Below are 19193 nucleotides of genomic sequence, written 5' to 3'. Positions count from 1 at the left end.
CGGACAGGCAATCTGTTCGCCCCTATTTTGTAAGGAGAGCGCATGAAGTACTTTGGCACCGACGGCTTTCGCGGTGAGGCTAACGTTGGGCTGACGGTAGAGCACGCTTATAAGATTGGCCGTTTTGTGGGCTGGTATTACGGCGCCAACCGCGAGCGCAAGGCGCGCGTCATCGTGGGTAAGGACACGCGTCGCTCGAGTTATATGTTCGAGGCGGCGCTGGTGAGTGGCCTGGTCGCGAGCGGTGCGGACGCCTATATGCTGCACGTGATCCCCACGCCGGGCGTAGCACATCAGACCGTGGAAGGCTGCTTCGATTGCGGCATCATGATCAGTGCGAGCCACAACCCGTTTTGCGATAACGGCATTAAGCTCGTCAATAGCGACGGTTTTAAGATGGACGAGGACGTACTGGAGCTCATCGAGGACTACGTCGATGGCAAGAGCGAGGTGCCGCTGGCCACGGGCAACCACATCGGCGCCACGGTGGACTACATGCAGGGCCGCAACCGCTACATTGCCTCGCTCATCGCCAGCGCGAACTTTTCGCTGCAGGGCGTCAAGATCGGCATCGACTGCGCCAACGGCTCGGCGTCCTCGGTGGCCAAGCCGGTGTTCGACGCGCTGGGCGCCGACGTGCGCGTGATCAATGCCGCGCCTGATGGTTTTAACATCAACGTCGACTGCGGCTCCACGCATATGGAGCGTCTGCAGCGCCACGTGGTGGAGCAGGGCTTGGACGTGGGCTTTGCCTATGACGGCGATGCCGACCGCTGCCTGGCCGTGGACGAGCGCGGCCGCGTGGTCGATGGCGACCAGATCCTGTACGTGTGCGGCGTGTACCTGAACAAGCACGGTCGCCTTTCGGGCGGTACCGTGGTTCCGACGATTGCCAGCAACTTTGGCCTGATCAAGTCGTTGGAGCTTGCCGGCCTAAGTGCCGTGACCAGCGGTGTGGGCGACCGTCACGTGTATGCCAAGATGCGCGAGGGCGGTTACAGCCTAGGCGGCGAGCAGACGGGCCATACGATCTTTGGCGATATCGAGCGCACGGGCGACGGCATTATGACCTCGCTGCGCGTGATGGAAGTGATCCGCGCCGAGCGCGAGACGCTCTCGCAGCTCACGGCTCCGTGCAAGCTGCTACCGCAGGCGCGGGTGGCCGTGCGCGTGGCGGACAAGGACGCCGCGCTCGAGAACATGGGCGTGCAGAACGCCATCGCCGAGGCCGAGGCTGCGCTGGCAGGCGAGGGCCGCGTGCTCGTGCGCAAGAGCGGAACCGAGTCGGTTATCCGCGTGCTGGCCGAGGCGCCCGACCAAGCATCCGCCGATGCCGCCATGAAGCGCATCGCCAACGCACTCGAGGCTCTGTAGTTACGCGGCTTTACCAAACCGCGTAACTGCTCGACGCTGCAAACGCCCCTAAGCGGCAATCTGACGTTCAATTTCAAGGGCGCGACCAGAAGGTCAGCGCCCTTTCATTTCACGTCACCTTGCTCGCTTAGGGTCGTTTTCGCTGACGTTGCCAAGACATTGGCGTCAACATGGTTGGCGTTGGCGATGGCGTGCTGGTCAATCCTTACAGCTCGTACAGCGTGGTGAACTTGTCCTGCAGGTAGCTGCAGTAGTAGCGGGCGTCAAAATCCATGCCGCAGGCACCCTTGATGAGTTCCGGCGCGTCCTTGGCGCGGCCCCACTGCCAAATGTGCTCGCCCAGCCACGCGCGGACGGGTGCCAAGTCGCCGCTCGCGCAGGCACCGGTAAGGTCGACGCCGTCGCGGCACATGGCCGGCACAAACATGGCATCGTAGGCGCTACCCAGCGCATAGGTGGGGAAGTAGCCAAACGAACCGCCGCTCCAATGCGTATCCTGCAGGCAGCCGTGCGTGTCGTCGGGAACTGGAATGCCCAGGTACTCGTCCATAAAGCGATTCCAAAGCGCGGGGATGTCCTTGGCCGTAGCCTCGCCGGCAAACAGCATGCGCTCGATCTGGTAGCGCACCATAATATGCAGCGGATAGGTGAGCTCGTCGGCCTCGGTGCGGATCAACGACGGCTGCGCGATGTTCACGGCGCGGTAGAGCGTGTCTTCGTCGACGTCGCCGTAGACCTCGGGCGCGTGACGACGCAGCACCTCGAGCAGCGGGCCCATAAAGGCGCGGCTGCGACCCACGGTGTTCTCGAAAAAGCGGCTCTGGCTCTCGTGGATGCCCATGGAGGTGCCGCCCTCCAGGCACGTGCGCGCATAGGCGGGATTGACGCCCAGCTCGTACATGGTGTGCCCCGCCTCGTGGATGATGCTGTAGACGTTGGAGATGCAGTCGTCCTCGTAGATGTGCGTCGCGATGCGCGCATCGCCCACGGCAAAGCCCTCGCTAAACGGATGCTCGGTAAAGGCAAGCGCGGTGTCGTCCAGGTCCAGGCCGACAAGCTTCATAAGGTCGAAGCTCATGGCGCGCTGGGCAGCCTCGGGCACGTGGGCGTGCAAAAAGTCGGCAGCCGGCTGCTGGCCGCGCTCGCCGATGGCGTGCACGAGCGGCACGACCGTGGCCTTGACCTCGTCGCAAAACGCGTCGAAGCTCTTGGCGGAAAGGCCGCGCTCGTACTGGTCGAGCCAAACGTCGTATGGATCGCGCTTGGGGTCCATGAGCTCGGCCTGATGCTTAAGTTGGGCGACGATTCTATCCACATAGGTCTCAAAGCTCGCCCAGTCGTTGGCTGCCTTGGCCTTGTGCCACACGGCGTCCGCCTCGCAGGTGAGCCTGGTCCAGGCCTCGGCTTCTTCGGTGGGGATGGCACTGGCCTCACGTTGATCGCGGCCGAGCACACGGATCTCGTCGAGCAGCTGAGGGTCGTCGATTTTGCCGCCGGCGACGGTCTCGCGCGCTAACGAGCGTACGAGCTCAACGGACTTCTCGCTGGTCAGCAGCTTGTGATGCTCGCCGGCAAGCGTGCCCATGGCGTCGGCACGCGCTGCTGCGCCGTTGGCAGGAGCAATCGTCGCTCCATCGAACTCGGCAATCTTGAGCAGGTACTCGCGAGTCCACAGCTTGCCTTCGAGCTTGCGGAGCTTCTTGATGCTCTTGCCCGCCTTGGCCTTCTTATCGAGTTTCTTTCCCATACCTATATCCTTGATCTCGCAGGTCGAGCGCCACGGGTGGGCGTGCGGCCAGTTTGCACAGCTACCTGCCTTGTACCCAGTGCGAACAAAACGGAACGCGGCGATGCACACGCAGAATGTGTTATCCTATAGCCCAATGCGTTGACGGAGAGGGTTTTGCCCGCCGCGTCGCCGGCAAGAGAGGGAAGGTCATGGGCTGCGAGCCTTCCTGTGGTGACAAGGGCCAAGCGTTCACTCCCGAGCAGCGACCTCAACGGGCACGCGGCCAGCGGCGGCGAAGCCCCAGTAGGGAAGCCGTGAGCCTCGCGACAAGGGGTACAGAGTGGGCGCGGCGGGCCAGACATCCGCCGGGTCAAACAAGGTGGTACCGCGGAATTCAACCGTCCTTGGGCAATGCACATGCCCGAGGGCGGTTTTTTGTTACCGAACCGGGCCGCGTTTTCACAACGCCAGACGGTGGCAGCCGCCTCGGCAAACGGAGAGCGCGAGAGACGAAAGGGAAGACATGAGTCTGATTGATGATCTGGTCAAACTCGAGGAAGAGGCCAAGGAGCTCGTCGCAGGCGCCGACGACGCAGCCAAGCTCGAGGCTGCGCGCGTTGAGCTGCTCGGCCGCAAGGGCCGCATCACCGGCCTGATGCGCATGATGGGCAAGCTCGCCCCCGAGGATCGTCCCGTGATGGGCAAGCGCGCCAACGAGATGCGCCAGCTGATTGAGGGCATGCTCGACGAGCGCAACACCGAGATGAAGGCCGCCGCCCTCAAGCGCGCACTGGAGCACGACGCCGTCGACATCACGCTGCCGGGCATCCGTCCGCAGATCGGCCACCAGCACCTGATCAAGCAAATCATCGAGGAGGCCGAGGACATCTTCTGCGGCATCGGCTACACCGTCGAGTCCGGTCCCATGGTCGACACCTCCTACTACAACTTCACCGCGCTCAACGCCCCTATGGATCACCCGAGCCGCTCGGCCCGCGATACCTTCTACGTGGTCGACAATAACCCCGGCAGCGTCGCGCACCCCGAGGCCCACGCCCACGGCGAGTCCGACGTGCTGCTGCGCACCCAGACCTCGGGCGTGCAGATCCACACCATGGAGTCGCAAAAGCCGCCCATCTACATGATTTGCCCGGGCACCGTCTACCGTCCCGACACGGCCGATGCCTGCCACCTTCCGCAGTTCAACCAGATCGAGGGTCTGGTCGTCGACGAGGGCATTACCTTTGGCGACCTTAAGGGCACGCTCGACTACTTTGTTAAGTGCATGTTTGGCGAGGACCGCAAGACGCGCTATCGCCCGCACTTCTTCCCCTTCACCGAGCCCAGCTGCGAGGTGGACGTGAGCTGCCACGTGTGCGGCGGCAAGGGCTGCAACTTCTGCAAGCACAGCGGCTGGATCGAGATCTTGGGCTGCGGCATGGTCGACCCCAACGTCCTGATCAACTGCGGCATCGATCGCGAGAAGTACACCGGCTTCGCCTTTGGCATTGGCGCCGAGCGCGTCGCGGCCCTGCGCTACGACCTGCCGGACCTCAGAACGCTCATGACGGGCGATATGCGCTTCTTGAACCAATTTTAAGTTGACCTGTCCCGGCGGCTTCCCGAGCCACCGCACCTTGCCTTTCAATCGTCGGTTGCGTACCTAAGTACGCGGCCCTCCTCTTTCAAGGCAATCTGCGGCACCTCGGAAACCCGTCTCCGTAGCTGGAGTTTTCCGTCTGTTTATTGCAGGCGTTACAGATGAAAGGAGACCAGTTAGATGCGCGTTTCTTACGACTGGCTCAAGACCATGATCGATATTCCGGAGGATCCCAAGACCCTTTCGGACGAATATATCCGTACCGGCACCGAGGTCGAGGCGATCGACACCGTGGGCGAGTCCTTCGACCACGTGGTGACCGCCAAGGTGCTCACCAAGACCCCGCACCCCGATAGCGACCACATGTATGTGTGCTCGGTCGATGTGGGCGACAAGAACCTCGATGCCGACGGCAATCCCGCTCCGCTGCAGATCGTCTGCGGCGCGCAGAACTTCGAGGCCGGCGACCACATCGTCACGGCCATGATCGGCGCTGTCCTGCCCGGCGACGTCAAGATCAAGAAGAGCAAGCTTCGCGGCGTCGTGTCCATGGGCATGAACTGCTCTGCGCGCGAGCTCGGCCTGGGTGGCGACCACTCCGGCATCATGATTCTGCCCGAGGACACGCCCTGCGGTATGCCGTTTGCCGAGTACGTGGGCTCGAGTGATACTGTGCTCGACTGCGAGATCACGCCCAACCGTCCCGATTGCCTGTCCATGATCGGCATGGCCCGCGAGACCGGCGCCATCTTCGACCGCGATTTCCACGTTGAGCTGCCCGCCATCAAGGCGGAGACCGGCCGCGCGACCGACGACGAGCTTTCCGTCGAGATCGCCGACGAGGGCCTGTGCGACCGCTACGTCGCCCGCATCGTGCGTAACGTGAAGGTCGGCCCGTCGCCCGACTGGATGGTCAAGCGCCTCAACGCCCTGGGCGTGCGCCCGCACAACAACATCGTCGACATCACCAACTACGTGATGATGCTCACCGGTCAGCCGCTGCATGCCTTTGACCTGTCTACCTTTGCCGAGCGCGACGGCCACCGCCGCGTGGTGGTTCGCGCCGCCCAGCAGGACGAGAAGTTTACGACGCTCGATGGCGAGGAGCGCGTGCTCGACGCCGGCATGGGCCTCATCACCGACGGCGAGCGCCCCGTGGCGCTGGCCGGCGTTATGGGCGGCATGGATTCCGAGATCGAGGACGACACCGTCGACGTGATGGTCGAGAGCGCCTGCTTTAACGCCGGCCGCACCTCGCACACCAGCCGCGATCTGTCGCTGATCTCCGACGCCTCCATTCGCTTTGAGCGCCAGGTTGACGAGACTGGCTGCGTGGATGTCGCCAACGTTACCTGCGCGCTCATCGAGGAGATCGCCGGCGGCGAGGTTGCTCCCGGCTATGTCGATGTTTTCCCCGCGCCCAAGACCATCGACAGCATCAAGCTGCGCCTGGCCCGCGTGCATGCCATCTGCGGTGCCGACATCGAGCCCGATTTTATCGAGCGTTCGCTTACCCGTCTGGGCTGCACCGTCGAGCGCGACGGCGAGGACTTTATGGTTACCCCGCCGAGCTTCCGTCCCGACCTGCCGCGCGAGATTGACCTGATCGAGGAGGTCCTGCGCCTATGGGGCATGGGCCGTGTGACGGCGACCATCCCGGCTGCCAAGAACCACATCGGCGGCCTGACCCGCGAGCAGAAGCTCACCCGCAAGGTCGGCGAGATCCTGCGCGCCTGCGGCCTCAACGAGACCACGACCTTTGGCTTTGCCGCCCCGGGCGACCTGGAGAAGATCGGCATGCCCACCGAGGGTCGCGGCTGCCCCGTGGTGCTCATGAACCCGCTGGTGGCCGAGCAGACCGAGATGCGTCGTTCGCTGCTGCCGGGCCTGCTGCAGTCCGTGGCCTACAACGAGGCGCACGGTACGCCCAACGTGCACCTGTACGAGGTCGGCAGCCTGTTCCACGGTCGCGAGAACGCCAGCCTGCCCAAGGAGACCAAGTCCGTCGCGGGTGTGCTCTCGGGCCAGTGGAGCGAGCAGTCTTGGAACATGAAGTACCGTAAACTGCGTTTCTTCTTTGGCAAGGGTATCGTCGAGGAGCTGCTCGCCCAGCTGCGCATCGAGAAGGTTCGCTTCCGTCCCGTCGAGGGCGAGGGCTATGCCTTTTTGCAGCCGGGTCGTGCGGCCGAGGTTCTGTCCGGCGGCACCGTGCTGGGTTGGGTCGGCGAGATCCACCCCGAGGCGCGCGAGGCCTGCGGCATCGACGAGGTTGTCGTTGCCTTTGAGCTTGACCTGGACAAGCTGATCAAGGGCGCCCGCAACCAGGAGAACTACCGCGAGTTCTCGCAGTACCCGGCCGTTGAGCACGACCTTGCCATTGTGGTCGACAATGCCGTGACCTGCGAGGATCTTGAGCGCCGTATTACCAGCGCCGGCGGCAAGCTGCTCGAGGGCGTGCGCCTGTTCGATGTCTACCGCGATCCGGTTCGTATCGGCAAGGGCAAGAAGTCCATGGCCTTTGCGCTCACGTATCGCTCGGACGACCACACGCTTACTAGCGAAGAGGTCGAGAAGGCGCACCAGAAGATCGTCACCAAGGTGTGCAAGGGCGTAAACGGCGAAGTCCGCTCGTAATCTTTGCTGTTCGGAACCCGCCCCCTGCGGGGTTTTCACGGCAACGTCCTCGCCACTTCGCGGCTGCGGGATGTTGCCTTAGAAAACCCCTCTCGGGGGCGGGTTCCTGCGTTAACCTTGTTGCGAGCGGATCGCACCTTCTTCCGGGTGACCGGAAAGTTGGGAGTGCATGGGCCCTTTATTGGGCGGTGCGTGGACCTGGGCTAATAACGTACGTATTGCAAGGGCGTGCTGCGTTGTGGGCGGTGCGCCTTTTTGTTAGTATGCAGAGTCGGTGTTACGGATTGTTGGAAACGTAACACACAACGTTCTGATTGAGAGGGCTCATGCATATTCCCGATAATTATCTGTCCCCGCAGACCGATGCCGTTATGGCGGTGGCGATGGTGCCCGTATGGGTTCACTGCATCAAAAAGGTGCGCGCCACGCTCGATCGCGAGCATATGGCGTTCCTGGGCATCTGCGCCGCATTCTCCTTCTTGCTCATGATGTTCAACGTTCCGCTGCCCGGCGGTACCACTGGTCACGCCGTCGGCGGCGCACTCATCGCGCTGCTGCTGGGCCCCGAGGCCGCGGCTATCGCTGTCTCGGTCGCTCTGGCGCTGCAGGCGCTGCTGTTTGGCGACGGCGGCGTTCTGTCGTTTGGCGCCAACTGCTTTAACATGGCCTTTGTGCTGCCGTTTGTCGCTGCTATCGTGTTCCGTGCGCTCAACAGCCGTCTGCACGACAAGAGCTGGGGCACCTCGGTTTCTGCCATCGTGAGCGGTTGGGTCGGCCTGTGCCTGGCGGCCCTGTGCGCGGCAATCGAGTTTGGTATTCAGCCGATGCTCTTCACCAACGCTTCGGGCGCCCCTCTGTACTGCCCCTTCCCGCTGTCCGTGGCTATTCCGGCCATGTTGATCCCGCATATGCTGGTTGCCGGCGTGATCGAGGGCGTGGCGACGGCCGCCATCTACGGCTTCATTAAGAAGACGGCGCCGAGCATTATCGTCGGCCCCGAAGCCGCCGATGGCCAGCTTGCCGCCGATGGTACCGCCAAGAAGACTTCCCTGATTCCCACGCTCATTCTGGTCGCCGTGCTTGTCGTGGCTACGCCGCTCGGCTTGCTCGCCACCGGTGACGCCTGGGGTGAGTGGGACGCCGAGGGCGCCGCGACCGCCGTTCAGGAGGCTGGCGACGACAGCCTGCAGGCTTCGGTCGGCCTCGACACCCCGACCTTTGCCGACGCCCTGCCCACGGGCGATTATCTGCAGGCCTATTCCGAGGAGCAGGGCCTTGGCTTTGCCGGCCAGGCTGCGATGTATATTCTTTCGGGCGTGATTGGCGTGGCGGTGCTCACCATCACATTCCGCCTGGTCTCGCTGACGGTCAAGGAAAGCGGTGCTCATGGCAATAGCCGAGCTGCCTAGTTGGCTTGCGGCCGAGGAGCGATATGAGCCCGTGGGGGCTCGGCATCGTGTGATGCAAAAGAATGTCCTGCACCTGGCGAGCCTGCTTGAGCGGGTTCGCCTGGGTGGAGGCGCGCACGAGGGCGGGTCGATGGTCGACCGCGCCCTTTCTTGCGTTTCGGCTCCGGTGCGCCTGGTGGGGATGTTCGTTTGCGTTCTGTGCGTGTGCCTGACACAGAGCCCGCTTTACCTCATGTTGATGGCGGCTATCGCGCTGGTGCTCGTTGCCGTGCGCCCCGTACGCGGGCTGCGGGCAACCTTTGTGCCGGCACTTGGCGCTGCGGGGCTCGCGGTGGTTTTGGCACTGCCCGCCCTGCTGCTGGGCGCGTCTGCCACGGGCGCCATGCTCAAGATTGCGCTCAAGACGTTCATTAATGTGTCGCTTGTGCTGGGCGTTTCATGGACGCTTACCTGGAGCCGCATGTCGGCGGCGCTCAAGACGCTGCATCTGCCCGACGAGGTCATCTTTACCTTTGATATGGCACTCAAGCATATCGAGGTGCTGGGACGCACAGCGCACGATCTGTGCGAATCGGTCATGCTGCGCAGCGTTGGCCGTACGCCTGAGGGATTTTCGCGTACCGATTCGATCGCGGGTATCATGGGCATGACCTTTATCAAGGCGATGGAATGCAGCCACGCGATGGACGAGGCTATGCTTTGCCGCGGCTTTGCCGGTGCGTATCCGGCGCCCGCACGGAGCGGACTGAGCTGGCGCGATGCGGTTTATGCGGTCGCCGTGGCGCTGTTTGCGGTGCTGTGCGCTGTGCTGTAGTGCGGACGGCGGGCTGTTGATGTGAATAGGGAAGGGCGACGTTTTGACGATTGATATGAATAATGCGGCGGGCACGAACGGTGCGGGCGCCGAGGTCGCGCCGCTCATCGAGCTACGCGACGTGGTGTTTTCCTATGCGGGGCATACGGTTGTCGATGGTGTGTCGCTGCAGGTCGATCGTGGCGAGCTCGTTGCCCTGCTTGGCCCGAATGGCTGCGGCAAGACGACGATCATGCGCCTTATTAACGGTCTTGAACTCGCGGACGCAGGGGCATACCTGTTTGACGGGCACGTGATCGATGCAACATTTCTAAAGGATTCCGTGGCTTCCCAGCGCTTTCACCAGCGCGTAGGCTTCGTGTTTCAAAATGCCGATGCCCAGCTGTTTTGCGCCACGGTAGGCGAGGAGGTCGCGTTTGGTCCGGCTCAAATGGGGCTGTCGACAGACGAGCTCAAGTGCCGCGTTCGCGATGCCATGGAGCTGTTCCAGGTTGCCGACCTGGCCGATGCCTCTCCCTATCAGCTATCGGGCGGGCAAAAAAAGCGTGTGGCGCTGGCGGCCGTCGTGTCGATGAACCCCGATATCCTGGTGCTCGACGAGCCTACCAACGGACTCGATGAGGATTCGTGCGACATCGTGGTCAGCTTTTTGCTGGCTTATGTTGCTGCCGGCAAGACGGTCTTAATGAGCACACACCATCAGGATTTGGTACGACGCCTGGGTGCCCGCGCCATCTATATCGACCGATATCATCACGTGGTCGAGGCGTCCGTGCCATCGTATGGAACCGAGAGCGCCGCCGCGGAATAGTTGCCGGATAGTAGGGGTGCGGCTGCGTGCGTGGCCCGCTGTGAATGGTATAGTTATCCGGGTTTTTACGGGGGTGGCTATGCCAAGTTGGAATATTCATATCGCTCAGACGGAACGACTGCTGGCGCGTGCTGGCACGCTTGCCGATAAAGTGCGCGACCGCAATGCCTTTTTGTTTGGCAGCGTGGTTCCGGACATTTTTGTGGGCTATATGGTTCCCGGCATTGCCGATCCCATCCCGTATCGTATTACGCATTTTGCCAAGCCCGAGCCTATCCCCAAGCCGCGTGAGCAGGAGTTTTGGGACACTTATGTGGCGCCGCTGCTCAAGGGCATGCCGATAGGTGCGCCGGCTGCGGCGACGTCGATTGTCGAGGAACGCGAGCGACTCAATCGGGTGCATTATCCGCAGCGATATAGGGATGCGGAGCCGATCGCTGGTCCCGCTGCTGACGAGCTTTCGCTCGCGCCCGAGAACGTGGCACAGTCGTTACTCGATTTGACGTTGGGTGTTTGGTCGCATCTGGTGGCCGACACCGTGTGGAACACCCGCGTAAACCAGTACCTCGAGGCGCATGGCGGCAAGCCGTGTGAGGAGTTCCGCATCAAGAAGCAGGGCGACTTTGACTGGTTTGGCAAAACCCTCGGCATCGTTTCCATCCCGCGTGCGACCGATCGTCTCTATACCGCGGCGGCCCAGTTTGGCCAGTATTCGATCCCGCAAGAGTATGTGCTCAAAACCATTGGCGTCATGCACGAGATTGTGCGCGAAAACCCCGGCGAGCCGGATCACCCGCCGTACCGCCTGCTGACCGAAGCGTTCTTTGACGCAACGTTTACCGAGGTCGTCGAGTTAACCGAGGCAGGTTTTGCCGCCCGCGTCGCATTGCCCAGCGCGCCCGCGCTGCCTCTGATCGCTAGCTGCTAGCTGGCCTGCCTGGCAGCGAATAGGTCATCCCAATCGACAAGCAGTTCTTGCCGCAGAGCATCTTCGGCGTCGCACTCCTGTTTGATCTTTGGGGTGTAGGGAAGCCCGGCCTTTTTATGGATGAGTTCGGCAAGGTTGCCAAAGCTCCTTTTGTCCTTGATCTGGCCATAGGTAATTTGGATGACGTCGTAGCCCATGCTTGTGAGTGCGGTAGTGCGCTCGGCATCGGAGAGACTCGCAGCTTCGCTGTCATGAGCGGAGCGGCCTTGGCATTCCAGAATGACGCCCATGCTGTCGGTGACACTTTCGATGAGGATATCGGCATAACAGCAGGTTTTGTCATACAGCGAACGTGCGGCTTCGCTGAGCGGGATGCGTGCGTTATTGGTGATGCCTATACCCAGACCGCCTTCGTCGCGGGGGAGTGAGACGAGCATGGACGTCTGGACCTCGAAGGGCGAGGCGGTCTGCCCTGCCATGCGTTCGGCGGCCCAGCGGAGCTGCTTAACACCGCGCAGGCCTGCGGCCTGCTTGGCGAACGCGGCGATATCCGCCGCGCTGAGGAGCGGCGCGCGTTTCCACAAGTTGGTGTCATTGCCCTTGGTGTCGACAATACGCTTCCAACCACAGTCGGGCGGAATGAACTTAAGAGATATTGCCTCATCAAGTTGCTGTTGCGTACGTTCGCAGGGCGTAAACACTGCAAATGAGCTGCACATCTCGTAGCAAGCCATGAGTAGCTGGTTGCGGGAGACCTGCGTAGCAAGGCTGAGCAGCGTGAATTCCGGTGAAGTGACATCAAATCCATGTTCAGTCTGCCTAAACGACCCAGGAGGCGGCTCTTGGGTCAGGAGGTGCGATTTAAAGAGGCTTCGCGACCCCGATTGTGCCCGAGTGAATACAAGCCTGTGAAGCGGTGCGTGAAGCAGGTCTTTTACAACTGCATGACTTCCGAGGCCGCAACATCTGCGATCTATATTGCCAAGGCTAATGGCGGGGTAAAGGCCTAATACCTGCGGCGGGATACGGTAATAGTAAAAAGCGGATTGACCGCAGAGCGTCAGGTCCATGACGTCCTCCAGATCGAAATGTGCTTTTGGACCGTGCGATGCCAGCGTCAATTCGGAAGTATGCGGCAAAATCTGAACCCTGTGAGCAGACCTGGCTTTTGAGGCTAGTTTATCAGGCATTTTGTTGTAAAAAAACGGGGTGTGTTCGAAGGTCTCAGAATTTGCCGCATACTTCCGAAAACTAGGTCGATCTGGCTCTTGCTAAAACGATTTATCAGCGTCGGTTAAGGTGTGGGTTTGCCACCGGGCGAACACTTTTAGCGCTTGGGACTTTATTTTTTGGGCCTCGAAGGGTGGATTTCGCGCTTTTGGTAAAGAAATGAGTGCGTGTTTTGCCGTGCGCCGACATTGGCACAGAAAAAGGGCCCGGAAGGCGAAGCCTTCCGGGCCCTTTGCAATGCAAGCATGCTTGCAAGTGCGATTTAGCGCACCTGAGCGACGTAAGCGACGTTGGTCGAGGAGACCTTGTCCTCGAGCTGAACACTCATGCGGGGATCGCCGGCGGTAGCGACGGTCAGATCGCCGGCCTCGACGTAGCCGAGCTCCTTAGCGGTCTCGATCGCCTTGACGATCGTGCCGTTGACGGTGCCCTGGGTAATCTCGGCCTGGTGCGGGATAACGCCCCAGTACATGATCATCTGCTGGACGGCCCACTCGTGGCGGGAGAACGCGCAGATCGGCATGTTGGGACGGAAGTGCGAGATCAGGCGTGCGGTACGACCGGTGGTCGTCGGCACGGTGATGCACTTGGCGCCAACGGTGGTGGCCATGTTCACAGCGGACATACCCACAACGTTGTTGACGACGCGGGTGCCGTGAGCGTCGGCCGGAACCTCGAGCGGAGCGTGGGCCGGGAGGTACTTCTCGGTCTCGAGAGCAATGCTGGCCTGCATCTTAACGGCCTCGACCGGGTACTTACCGGCAGCGGACTCGCCAGAGAGCATAACGGCGTCGGTGCCGTCGTAGATGGCGTTAGCAACGTCGGCAACCTCGGCGCGCGTCGGGCGCGGGTTCTGCTGCATGGAGTCGAGCATCTGCGTAGCGGTGATAACGGGCTTGTAGGCCGCGTTGCACTTGGCGATGATCTCCTTCTGGATGTGCGGAACGAGCTCGGGCTTGATCTCGATACCCAGGTCGCCACGGGCGACCATGATGCCGTCGGAAGCCTCGAGGATCTCGTCGAAGTTCTCGACGCCCAGGGCGCACTCGATCTTCGGGAAGATCGTCACGTGCTCGCCACCGTTCTCGCGGCAAAGCTTGCGGATGCCGCGGACGGACTCGCCGTCACGGATGAAGGAAGCGGCGATGTAGTCGATGTTCTCGGTCAGGCCAAAGAGGATGTCCTGACGATCGCGCTCGGTGATGGCGGGCAGCGAGATGTTGACGTTGGGCATGTTGACGCCCTTGCGCTCGCCGATCAGGCCGTCGTTCTTAACGACGCAGGTCATGTCCTGGCCGCTGACGGACTCGACCTCGAGGGCAACCAGGCCGTCATCGATCAGGATGAGGGAGCCCTTCTCGACCTCGGAAGGCAGAGCCAGGTAGTCGAGGGAGATGTGCTCAGAGGTGCCGTGGAAATCCTCGGACGTGGGCTGAGCGGTGACGACGATTTTATCGCCGGTCTTGACGGCAACCTTCTTGCCGTCGACCAGAAGGCCGGTGCGGACCTCGGGGCCCTTGGTGTCGAGCAGGATGCCGACGGGCAGACCGAGCTCCTTGGAAATACGGCGGACGCGCTCGATGCGACCGTGGTGCTCGTCGTAGGAGCCGTGCGAGAAGTTAAAACGGGCGACGTTCATGCCCGCCTTGATCATCTCGCGGATGGTCTCGTCGCTATCGCAGGCGGGACCCATGGTGCATACAATCTTAGTGCGCTTGTACATTCAGACCTCCATCTGACATCGTCTTGCGCTGATAGATAAACCATAAGAAATAAAACCGTGTTGATTATAACGAAATGCTGACCGAATACCCCATAAAATCGACCGTATGCCGAAATGGAAGTTCATTTTTTGCGGGAAAAACGGTATATGAAAAATCTTTACCAACCACTCCAACCGCTGCTATCTGGGAGATATGTCAGTTTGGCGATGTGCCGAAGAAAAAACGTTTTACCAATGTTGAGCATCACACGGTCTGCACCGTTGCGTGCGGACCATATTTCCAAACCGATTGTTTTGGCTAGACGCGTCGCTTTGGGGTACCATAGCTCCACTATCAACTGCCGCTCAGCACGGCAGCCTTGATGAGCCCTTGCCCTTCTCCTGGGAATTATGATCGGGCATCAATCTGCTGAGTGGCCCGAATCCCAGGAGGGGACTCTATATGCAAAAGGAATACCTGTCCGCCGCGGCGGAGGTGCTCAGCGACCAAGGTGTCGATGAGAACCTCGGCCTGAGCAACGACGAGGCGTCTTCGCGCCTCGCCAAGACAGGCCCTAACAAGCTCGAGGAAGCCGAGAAGACACCGCTGTGGAAGCGTTTCTTTGAGCAGATGGCCGACCCCATGGTCATCATGCTGATCGTTGCCGCCGTCATCAGTGCGCTCACGGGCATGGTCAAGGGCGAGCCCGACTTTGCCGATGTTGCCATCATCATGTTCGTCGTTATCGTCAACTCGGTGCTGGGCGTGGTCCAGGAAGCCAAGAGCGAGGAGGCCCTCGAGGCCCTGCAGGAGATGAGTGCGGCGCAGTCCAAGGTGCTGCGCGACGGCAAGCTCGTGCACCTGCCGAGCGCCGAGCTCGTGCCCGGCGACGTGATCATGCTCGAGGCGGGCGACTCCGTCCCGGCCGACTGCCGCGTGCTCGAGAGCGCCACGATGAAGATCGAAGAGGCCGCGCTCACCGGCGAGTCCGTGCCCGTAGAGAAGCACGCCAACGTGATCGAGCTCGCTGCGGGCACCGATGACGTGCCGCTCGGCGACCGTAAGAACATGTGCTATATGGGCTCCACCGTCGTGTACGGCCGCGGTCGCGCCGTCGTGGTCGGCACCGGCATGAACACCGAGATGGGCAAGATCGCCGGCGCCCTGGCCGAGGCCAAGGAAGAGCTCACGCCGCTGCAGGTGAAGCTCGCCGAGCTCAGCCGCATCCTCACCATCATGGTTATCGTCATCTGCGTCGTCATCTTTGGCGTTGATATCATCCGCCACGGCGTGGGCAACGTTCTTACCGACCCGACTGCCCTGCTCGACACCTTTATGGTTGCCGTCTCGCTCGCCGTCGCCGCCATCCCCGAGGGCCTGGTTGCCGTCGTGACCATCGTCCTCTCGCTTGGCGTGACCAAGATGGCCAAGCGCCAGGCGATTATCCGCAAGCTCTCTGCCGTCGAGACTCTCGGCTGCACACAGACCATCTGCTCCGACAAGACCGGTACCCTTACCCAGAACAAGATGACCGTCGTCAAGCACGAGCTCGCTGCGCCCAAGGAGAAGTTCCTGGCCGGCATGGCGCTGTGCTCCGATGCCCAGTGGGACGAGGAGCTGGGCGAGGCCGTGGGTGAGCCGACTGAGTGTGCGCTCGTCAACGATGCCGGCAAGGCGGGCCTCACTGGCCTGACTGCCGAGCACCCGCGCGTGGGCGAGGCCCCGTTTGACTCGGGCCGCAAGATGATGTCCGTGGTCGTCGAGACCCTTGACGGCGAGTATGAGCAGTACACCAAGGGCGCGCCCGACGTGGTGATCGGCCTGTGCACCCATATCTACGAGGGCGATAAGGTCGTCCCCCTGACCGAGGAGCGCCGTGCCGAGCTCGTGGCCGCCAACAAGGCCATGGCCGACGAGGCCCTGCGCGTGCTGGCGCTGGCAAGCCGCACCTACACCGAGGTCCCGAGCGACTGCAGCCCCGCTGCGCTCGAGCACGACCTGGTCTTCTGCGGCCTGTCCGGCATGATCGACCCTGTCCGCCCCGAGGTCGCCGACGCCATCCGCGAGGCCCACGATGCCGGTATTCGCACCGTCATGATCACGGGTGACCATATCGACACCGCCGTGGCCATCGCCAAGCAGCTGGGCATCGTCGCCGATCGCAGCCAGGCCATCACCGGCGCCGACCTCGACCGCATGAGCGACGAGGAGCTCGACGCGCACATCGAGGATTACGGCGTGTACGCCCGCGTCCAGCCCGAGCACAAGACCCGCATCGTCGAGGCTTGGAAGTCGCGCGACCAGATTGTGGCCATGACGGGCGACGGCGTCAACGACGCCCCGTCCATTAAGCGCGCCGACATCGGCGTTGGCATGGGCATCACCGGCACTGATGTCACCAAGAACGTCGCCGACATGGTGCTCGCCGACGACAACTTCGCCACCATCATCGGCGCCTGCGAAGAGGGCCGTCGCATCTACGACAACATCCGCAAGGTCATCCAGTTCCTGCTCTCGGCCAACCTTGCCGAGGTGTTCTCGGTGTTTATCGCCACGCTCATCGGCTTTACCATCTTCCAGCCGGTGCAGCTGCTGTGGGTGAACCTGGTTACCGACTGCTTCCCCGCGCTTGCGCTGGGCATGGAGGATGCCGAGGGCGACATCATGAAGCGCAAGCCGCGCAACGCCAAGGACGGTGTCTTTGCCGGACATATGGGTCTGGACTGCGTGGTCCAGGGCCTAATCATCACCGCGCTGGTGCTGGCGAGCTTCTTTGTGGGCGTGTACTTTGACATGGGCTACATCCACATCGCCGATATGATCGCCGGCAATGCCGACGAGGAAGGCGTGATGATGGCGTTCATCACGCTCAACATGGTCGAGATCTTCCACTGCTTTAACATGCGCAGCCGTCGCACGTCGCTGTTTAAGATGAAGAAGCAGAACAAGTGGCTGTGGGCTTCCGCCGCGCTGGCACTGGTGCTGACGGTGATCGTGACCGTGCAGCCGACGCTTGCCGAGATGTTCTTTGGCCCCGTGACGCTTGAGCTCAAGGGCGTTGTCGCTGCCCTGGGCCTGGCCTTCCTGATCATCCCGCTGATGGAGATCTACAAGGCGATCATGCGCGCGGTCGAGAAGGAGTAAGTTAACCTGTCCGGGCCCGCCCCTGCGTGTTTTCTTCTTCGCTGGTCCTCGCGCTTCGCGCTGCGGGATCGCTCAGAAGAAAACACTCCCAGGGTGGGCCCTACGGTATCCTTACTGGCTTTTCTCCCGCGCGGATGAAAAAGGGCTGAGGGAAAGAAGGTGAGCGGCCGAGCAATTGCTCGGCCGCTCGTTTTGAATAAAGGATGTGCCCTTTGGAAACCCCTCTCGGCGGGCGGGCCCTGCGGTGACGTTGCTGACTTTTCTCCCGTGTGGATGATAAAGGCTGAGGGAAAGTGTGTGAGTCGGTCGAGCATTTGCTCGACCGACTCTTTTTTGTGGGAAAATACCTGCTCAGTTGTGATTTTTGGTGCTGGGAGGCGTTTGTGGCTAAGGCTAAGGCTAAGGCGAAGAAAAAGACGACGGGGGCGCGGGCTAAGCGTGATCGTCGTCGGAAGCTCGCGACCGAACCCCCTGCATCTGCTGAGGAGTTGCTGGCGAGTGTACCGGGGCTTGACGCGCTGCAGGATGTTCCGGCGTTTGATGACCTGCCGGTCGATGAAGCTCAGCAGGCTGCCTTTGATGATTTCTGCGCACATGCCGAGGAGCCCGAGCAGATGCAGCTTGGCGCCGTGGTGCGCCTGGACCGCGGGTTTCCGCTGGTGGCGACTGCCGATGACACGTTTCGTGCCGAGCATGCCGTGGGGTTTGCCAAGTCGCGCGGCGAGGATGAGGTCCTGCTGCCTGCCGTGGGCGACCGTGTGGCGGTGCGCCGCGCTCCCGGGCACGATATGGGCGTGATTGAGTGCGTGCTGCCGCGCCGTACGAGTTTTGAGCGCTGGCGCGGACGCGCTCGCGGTGAGCGTCAGGTGCTCTGCTCCAACGTGGATAGCGTGCTGATCGTGCAGGCGCTCGGTGCCGGCGAGGTGCTGCTCGACCGCGTGGCGCGCTCGCTGGTGTTGGCGCTCGACTGCGATGCCGAACCGGTGGTGGTACTCACCAAAGCTGACCGCTGCGATGCCGGGGAGCTCGAGCGCGATCTAGACCGCGTGCGCCGCCTGGTGGGTCCGGACGTGCGCGTGATCGTGACGTCCTCTGCCGAGGGCCGCGGCCTGGACGAGGTCCGTGCCTGCGTGCCTGCCGGGAGCTGCGCCATGATTCTGGGCGAGTCGGGTGCCGGCAAGTCGACGCTGCTCAATGCGCTGCTGGGCCACGATACGTTGGCGACCGGCGGTGTGCGCGAACGCGACGACCAGGGCCGTCACACTACCGTCGCGCGCGTGATGGTAGCGCTGCCGGGCGACGCCGGCGTGATCGCCGATGCCCCGGGCCTGCGCAGCTTACCGCTCGTGGGTCACGAGCGGGGTCTGGCGCGCGCCTTCCCCGAGATTGTCGAGGCATCGCGCGCGTGCCGGTTTGGCGATTGCACGCATACCCATGAGCCGGGTTGCGCCGTTCGCGAGGCCGAGGACGCCGGGCAGATCGACAGTCTGCGTTTGGAAACGTTCCAAAACCTGGCGTCATCCATGCGCGTGAGTGCTCAAATGCTCGATCCCGATGTCCATCTGTAATTGATTTTTCCTATGACTGCCGTCTCCCAACTGTTCGGGAGACGGCTTTTTTGCTGCGGAAAAGCCTCGAAACATGCAGTTTGCTGACGTGCTGACCAAAACCTTGCCACGAGCTTGACGGGCTGGTCAGCTTTTGGTCAGCGATTGGTTTGACATCGAAAACCAAGATTGCGATTGCGCCGCTTTGCACTCTGACCGCCCAGACAATGGTGGTACGGGCATTCGCCCGGCACTGCCATGAGAGGAGCG

General features: G+C 62.0%; 12 protein-coding genes. 9 read left to right on the top strand and 3 right to left on the bottom strand.

The window, feature by feature from the left end; all coding sequences use genetic code 11:
* Positions 1–42 precede the first annotated feature (42 nt).
* Positions 43–1374 (top strand): phosphoglucosamine mutase, encoded by a 1332-nt coding sequence (gene glmM / locus DXD48_RS01595; protein WP_117563720.1) that lies wholly within the window; start codon positions 43–45, stop codon positions 1372–1374.
* A 205-nt stretch (positions 1375–1579) separates the two neighbouring features.
* Here the strand turns inward: glmM and DXD48_RS01590 are convergent, their stop codons facing one another.
* On the bottom strand, positions 1580–3121 hold the full coding sequence (locus DXD48_RS01590) for a carboxypeptidase M32 (protein ID WP_117563719.1): 1542 nt from the start codon (positions 3119–3121) through the stop codon (positions 1580–1582).
* Positions 3122–3626: 505 nt separating this feature from the next.
* Between DXD48_RS01590 and pheS the strand changes: the two genes are divergently transcribed.
* The 6 genes from pheS (at position 3627) to DXD48_RS01560 (ending at position 11299) form a co-directional block, all read left to right on the top strand.
* On the top strand, positions 3627–4703 hold the full coding sequence (gene pheS, locus DXD48_RS01585) for a phenylalanine--tRNA ligase subunit alpha (RefSeq protein ID WP_117563718.1): 1077 nt from the start codon (positions 3627–3629) through the stop codon (positions 4701–4703).
* A 180-nt stretch (positions 4704–4883) separates the two neighbouring features.
* Entirely contained in the window at positions 4884–7337 is a 2454-nt protein-coding gene (gene pheT / locus DXD48_RS01580) for a phenylalanine--tRNA ligase subunit beta (RefSeq protein ID WP_117563717.1), read from the top strand.
* Positions 7338–7663: 326 nt separating this feature from the next.
* Positions 7664–8746 carry a cobalt transporter CbiM gene (gene cbiM / locus DXD48_RS01575; protein WP_117563716.1) on the top strand — a complete coding sequence of 361 codons (1083 nt, stop codon included), beginning with the start codon at positions 7664–7666 and terminating at the stop codon, positions 8744–8746.
* The gene (locus DXD48_RS01570; protein ID WP_117563715.1) at positions 8724–9560 is read left to right on the top strand and encodes an energy-coupling factor transporter transmembrane protein EcfT; all 837 of its coding nucleotides are present in this window, start codon (positions 8724–8726) and stop codon (positions 9558–9560) included. The genes cbiM and DXD48_RS01570 overlap by 23 nt, the downstream gene beginning before the upstream one ends.
* Positions 9561–9603: 43 nt before the next feature.
* On the top strand, positions 9604–10371 hold the full coding sequence (locus DXD48_RS01565; RefSeq protein WP_147326342.1) for an energy-coupling factor ABC transporter ATP-binding protein: 768 nt from the start codon (positions 9604–9606) through the stop codon (positions 10369–10371).
* A gap of 79 nt (positions 10372–10450) precedes the next feature.
* Positions 10451–11299: a hypothetical protein gene (locus DXD48_RS01560; protein ID WP_117563713.1), complete on the top strand. Its 849-nt coding sequence runs from the start codon at positions 10451–10453 to the stop codon at positions 11297–11299.
* Here DXD48_RS01560 and DXD48_RS01555 read toward each other — a convergent pair.
* Both DXD48_RS01555 and pyk read right to left on the bottom strand, forming a co-directional pair.
* A complete protein-coding gene (locus tag DXD48_RS01555) occupies positions 11296–12369 on the bottom strand; it encodes a hypothetical protein (RefSeq protein ID WP_147325422.1) in 1074 nt (357 codons plus the stop codon). The genes DXD48_RS01560 and DXD48_RS01555 overlap by 4 nt on opposite strands.
* Positions 12370–12791: 422 nt before the next feature.
* Positions 12792–14252, bottom strand: a complete 1461-nt coding sequence (gene pyk, locus DXD48_RS01550) for a pyruvate kinase (protein ID WP_117563711.1) — start codon at positions 14250–14252, stop codon at positions 12792–12794.
* A gap of 442 nt (positions 14253–14694) precedes the next feature.
* Here pyk and DXD48_RS01545 point away from each other — a divergent pair, with 442 nt between their 5' ends.
* Entirely contained in the window at positions 14695–17376 is a 2682-nt protein-coding gene (locus tag DXD48_RS01545; protein WP_117563710.1) for a cation-translocating P-type ATPase, read from the top strand.
* A 383-nt stretch (positions 17377–17759) separates the two neighbouring features.
* The gene (gene rsgA, locus DXD48_RS01540; RefSeq protein WP_233502294.1) at positions 17760–18944 is read left to right on the top strand and encodes a ribosome small subunit-dependent GTPase A; all 1185 of its coding nucleotides are present in this window, start codon (positions 17760–17762) and stop codon (positions 18942–18944) included.
* The last annotated feature ends 249 nt before the right edge of the window (positions 18945–19193 follow it).

It is taken from the genome of Collinsella sp. TM05-37 (genome assembly GCF_003436455.1).
Lineage (GTDB): Bacteria > Actinomycetota > Coriobacteriia > Coriobacteriales > Coriobacteriaceae > Collinsella.
The sequence above is the reverse complement of the archived record's forward strand: the minus strand, read 5'-3'. Positions and strand labels throughout refer to the sequence as shown.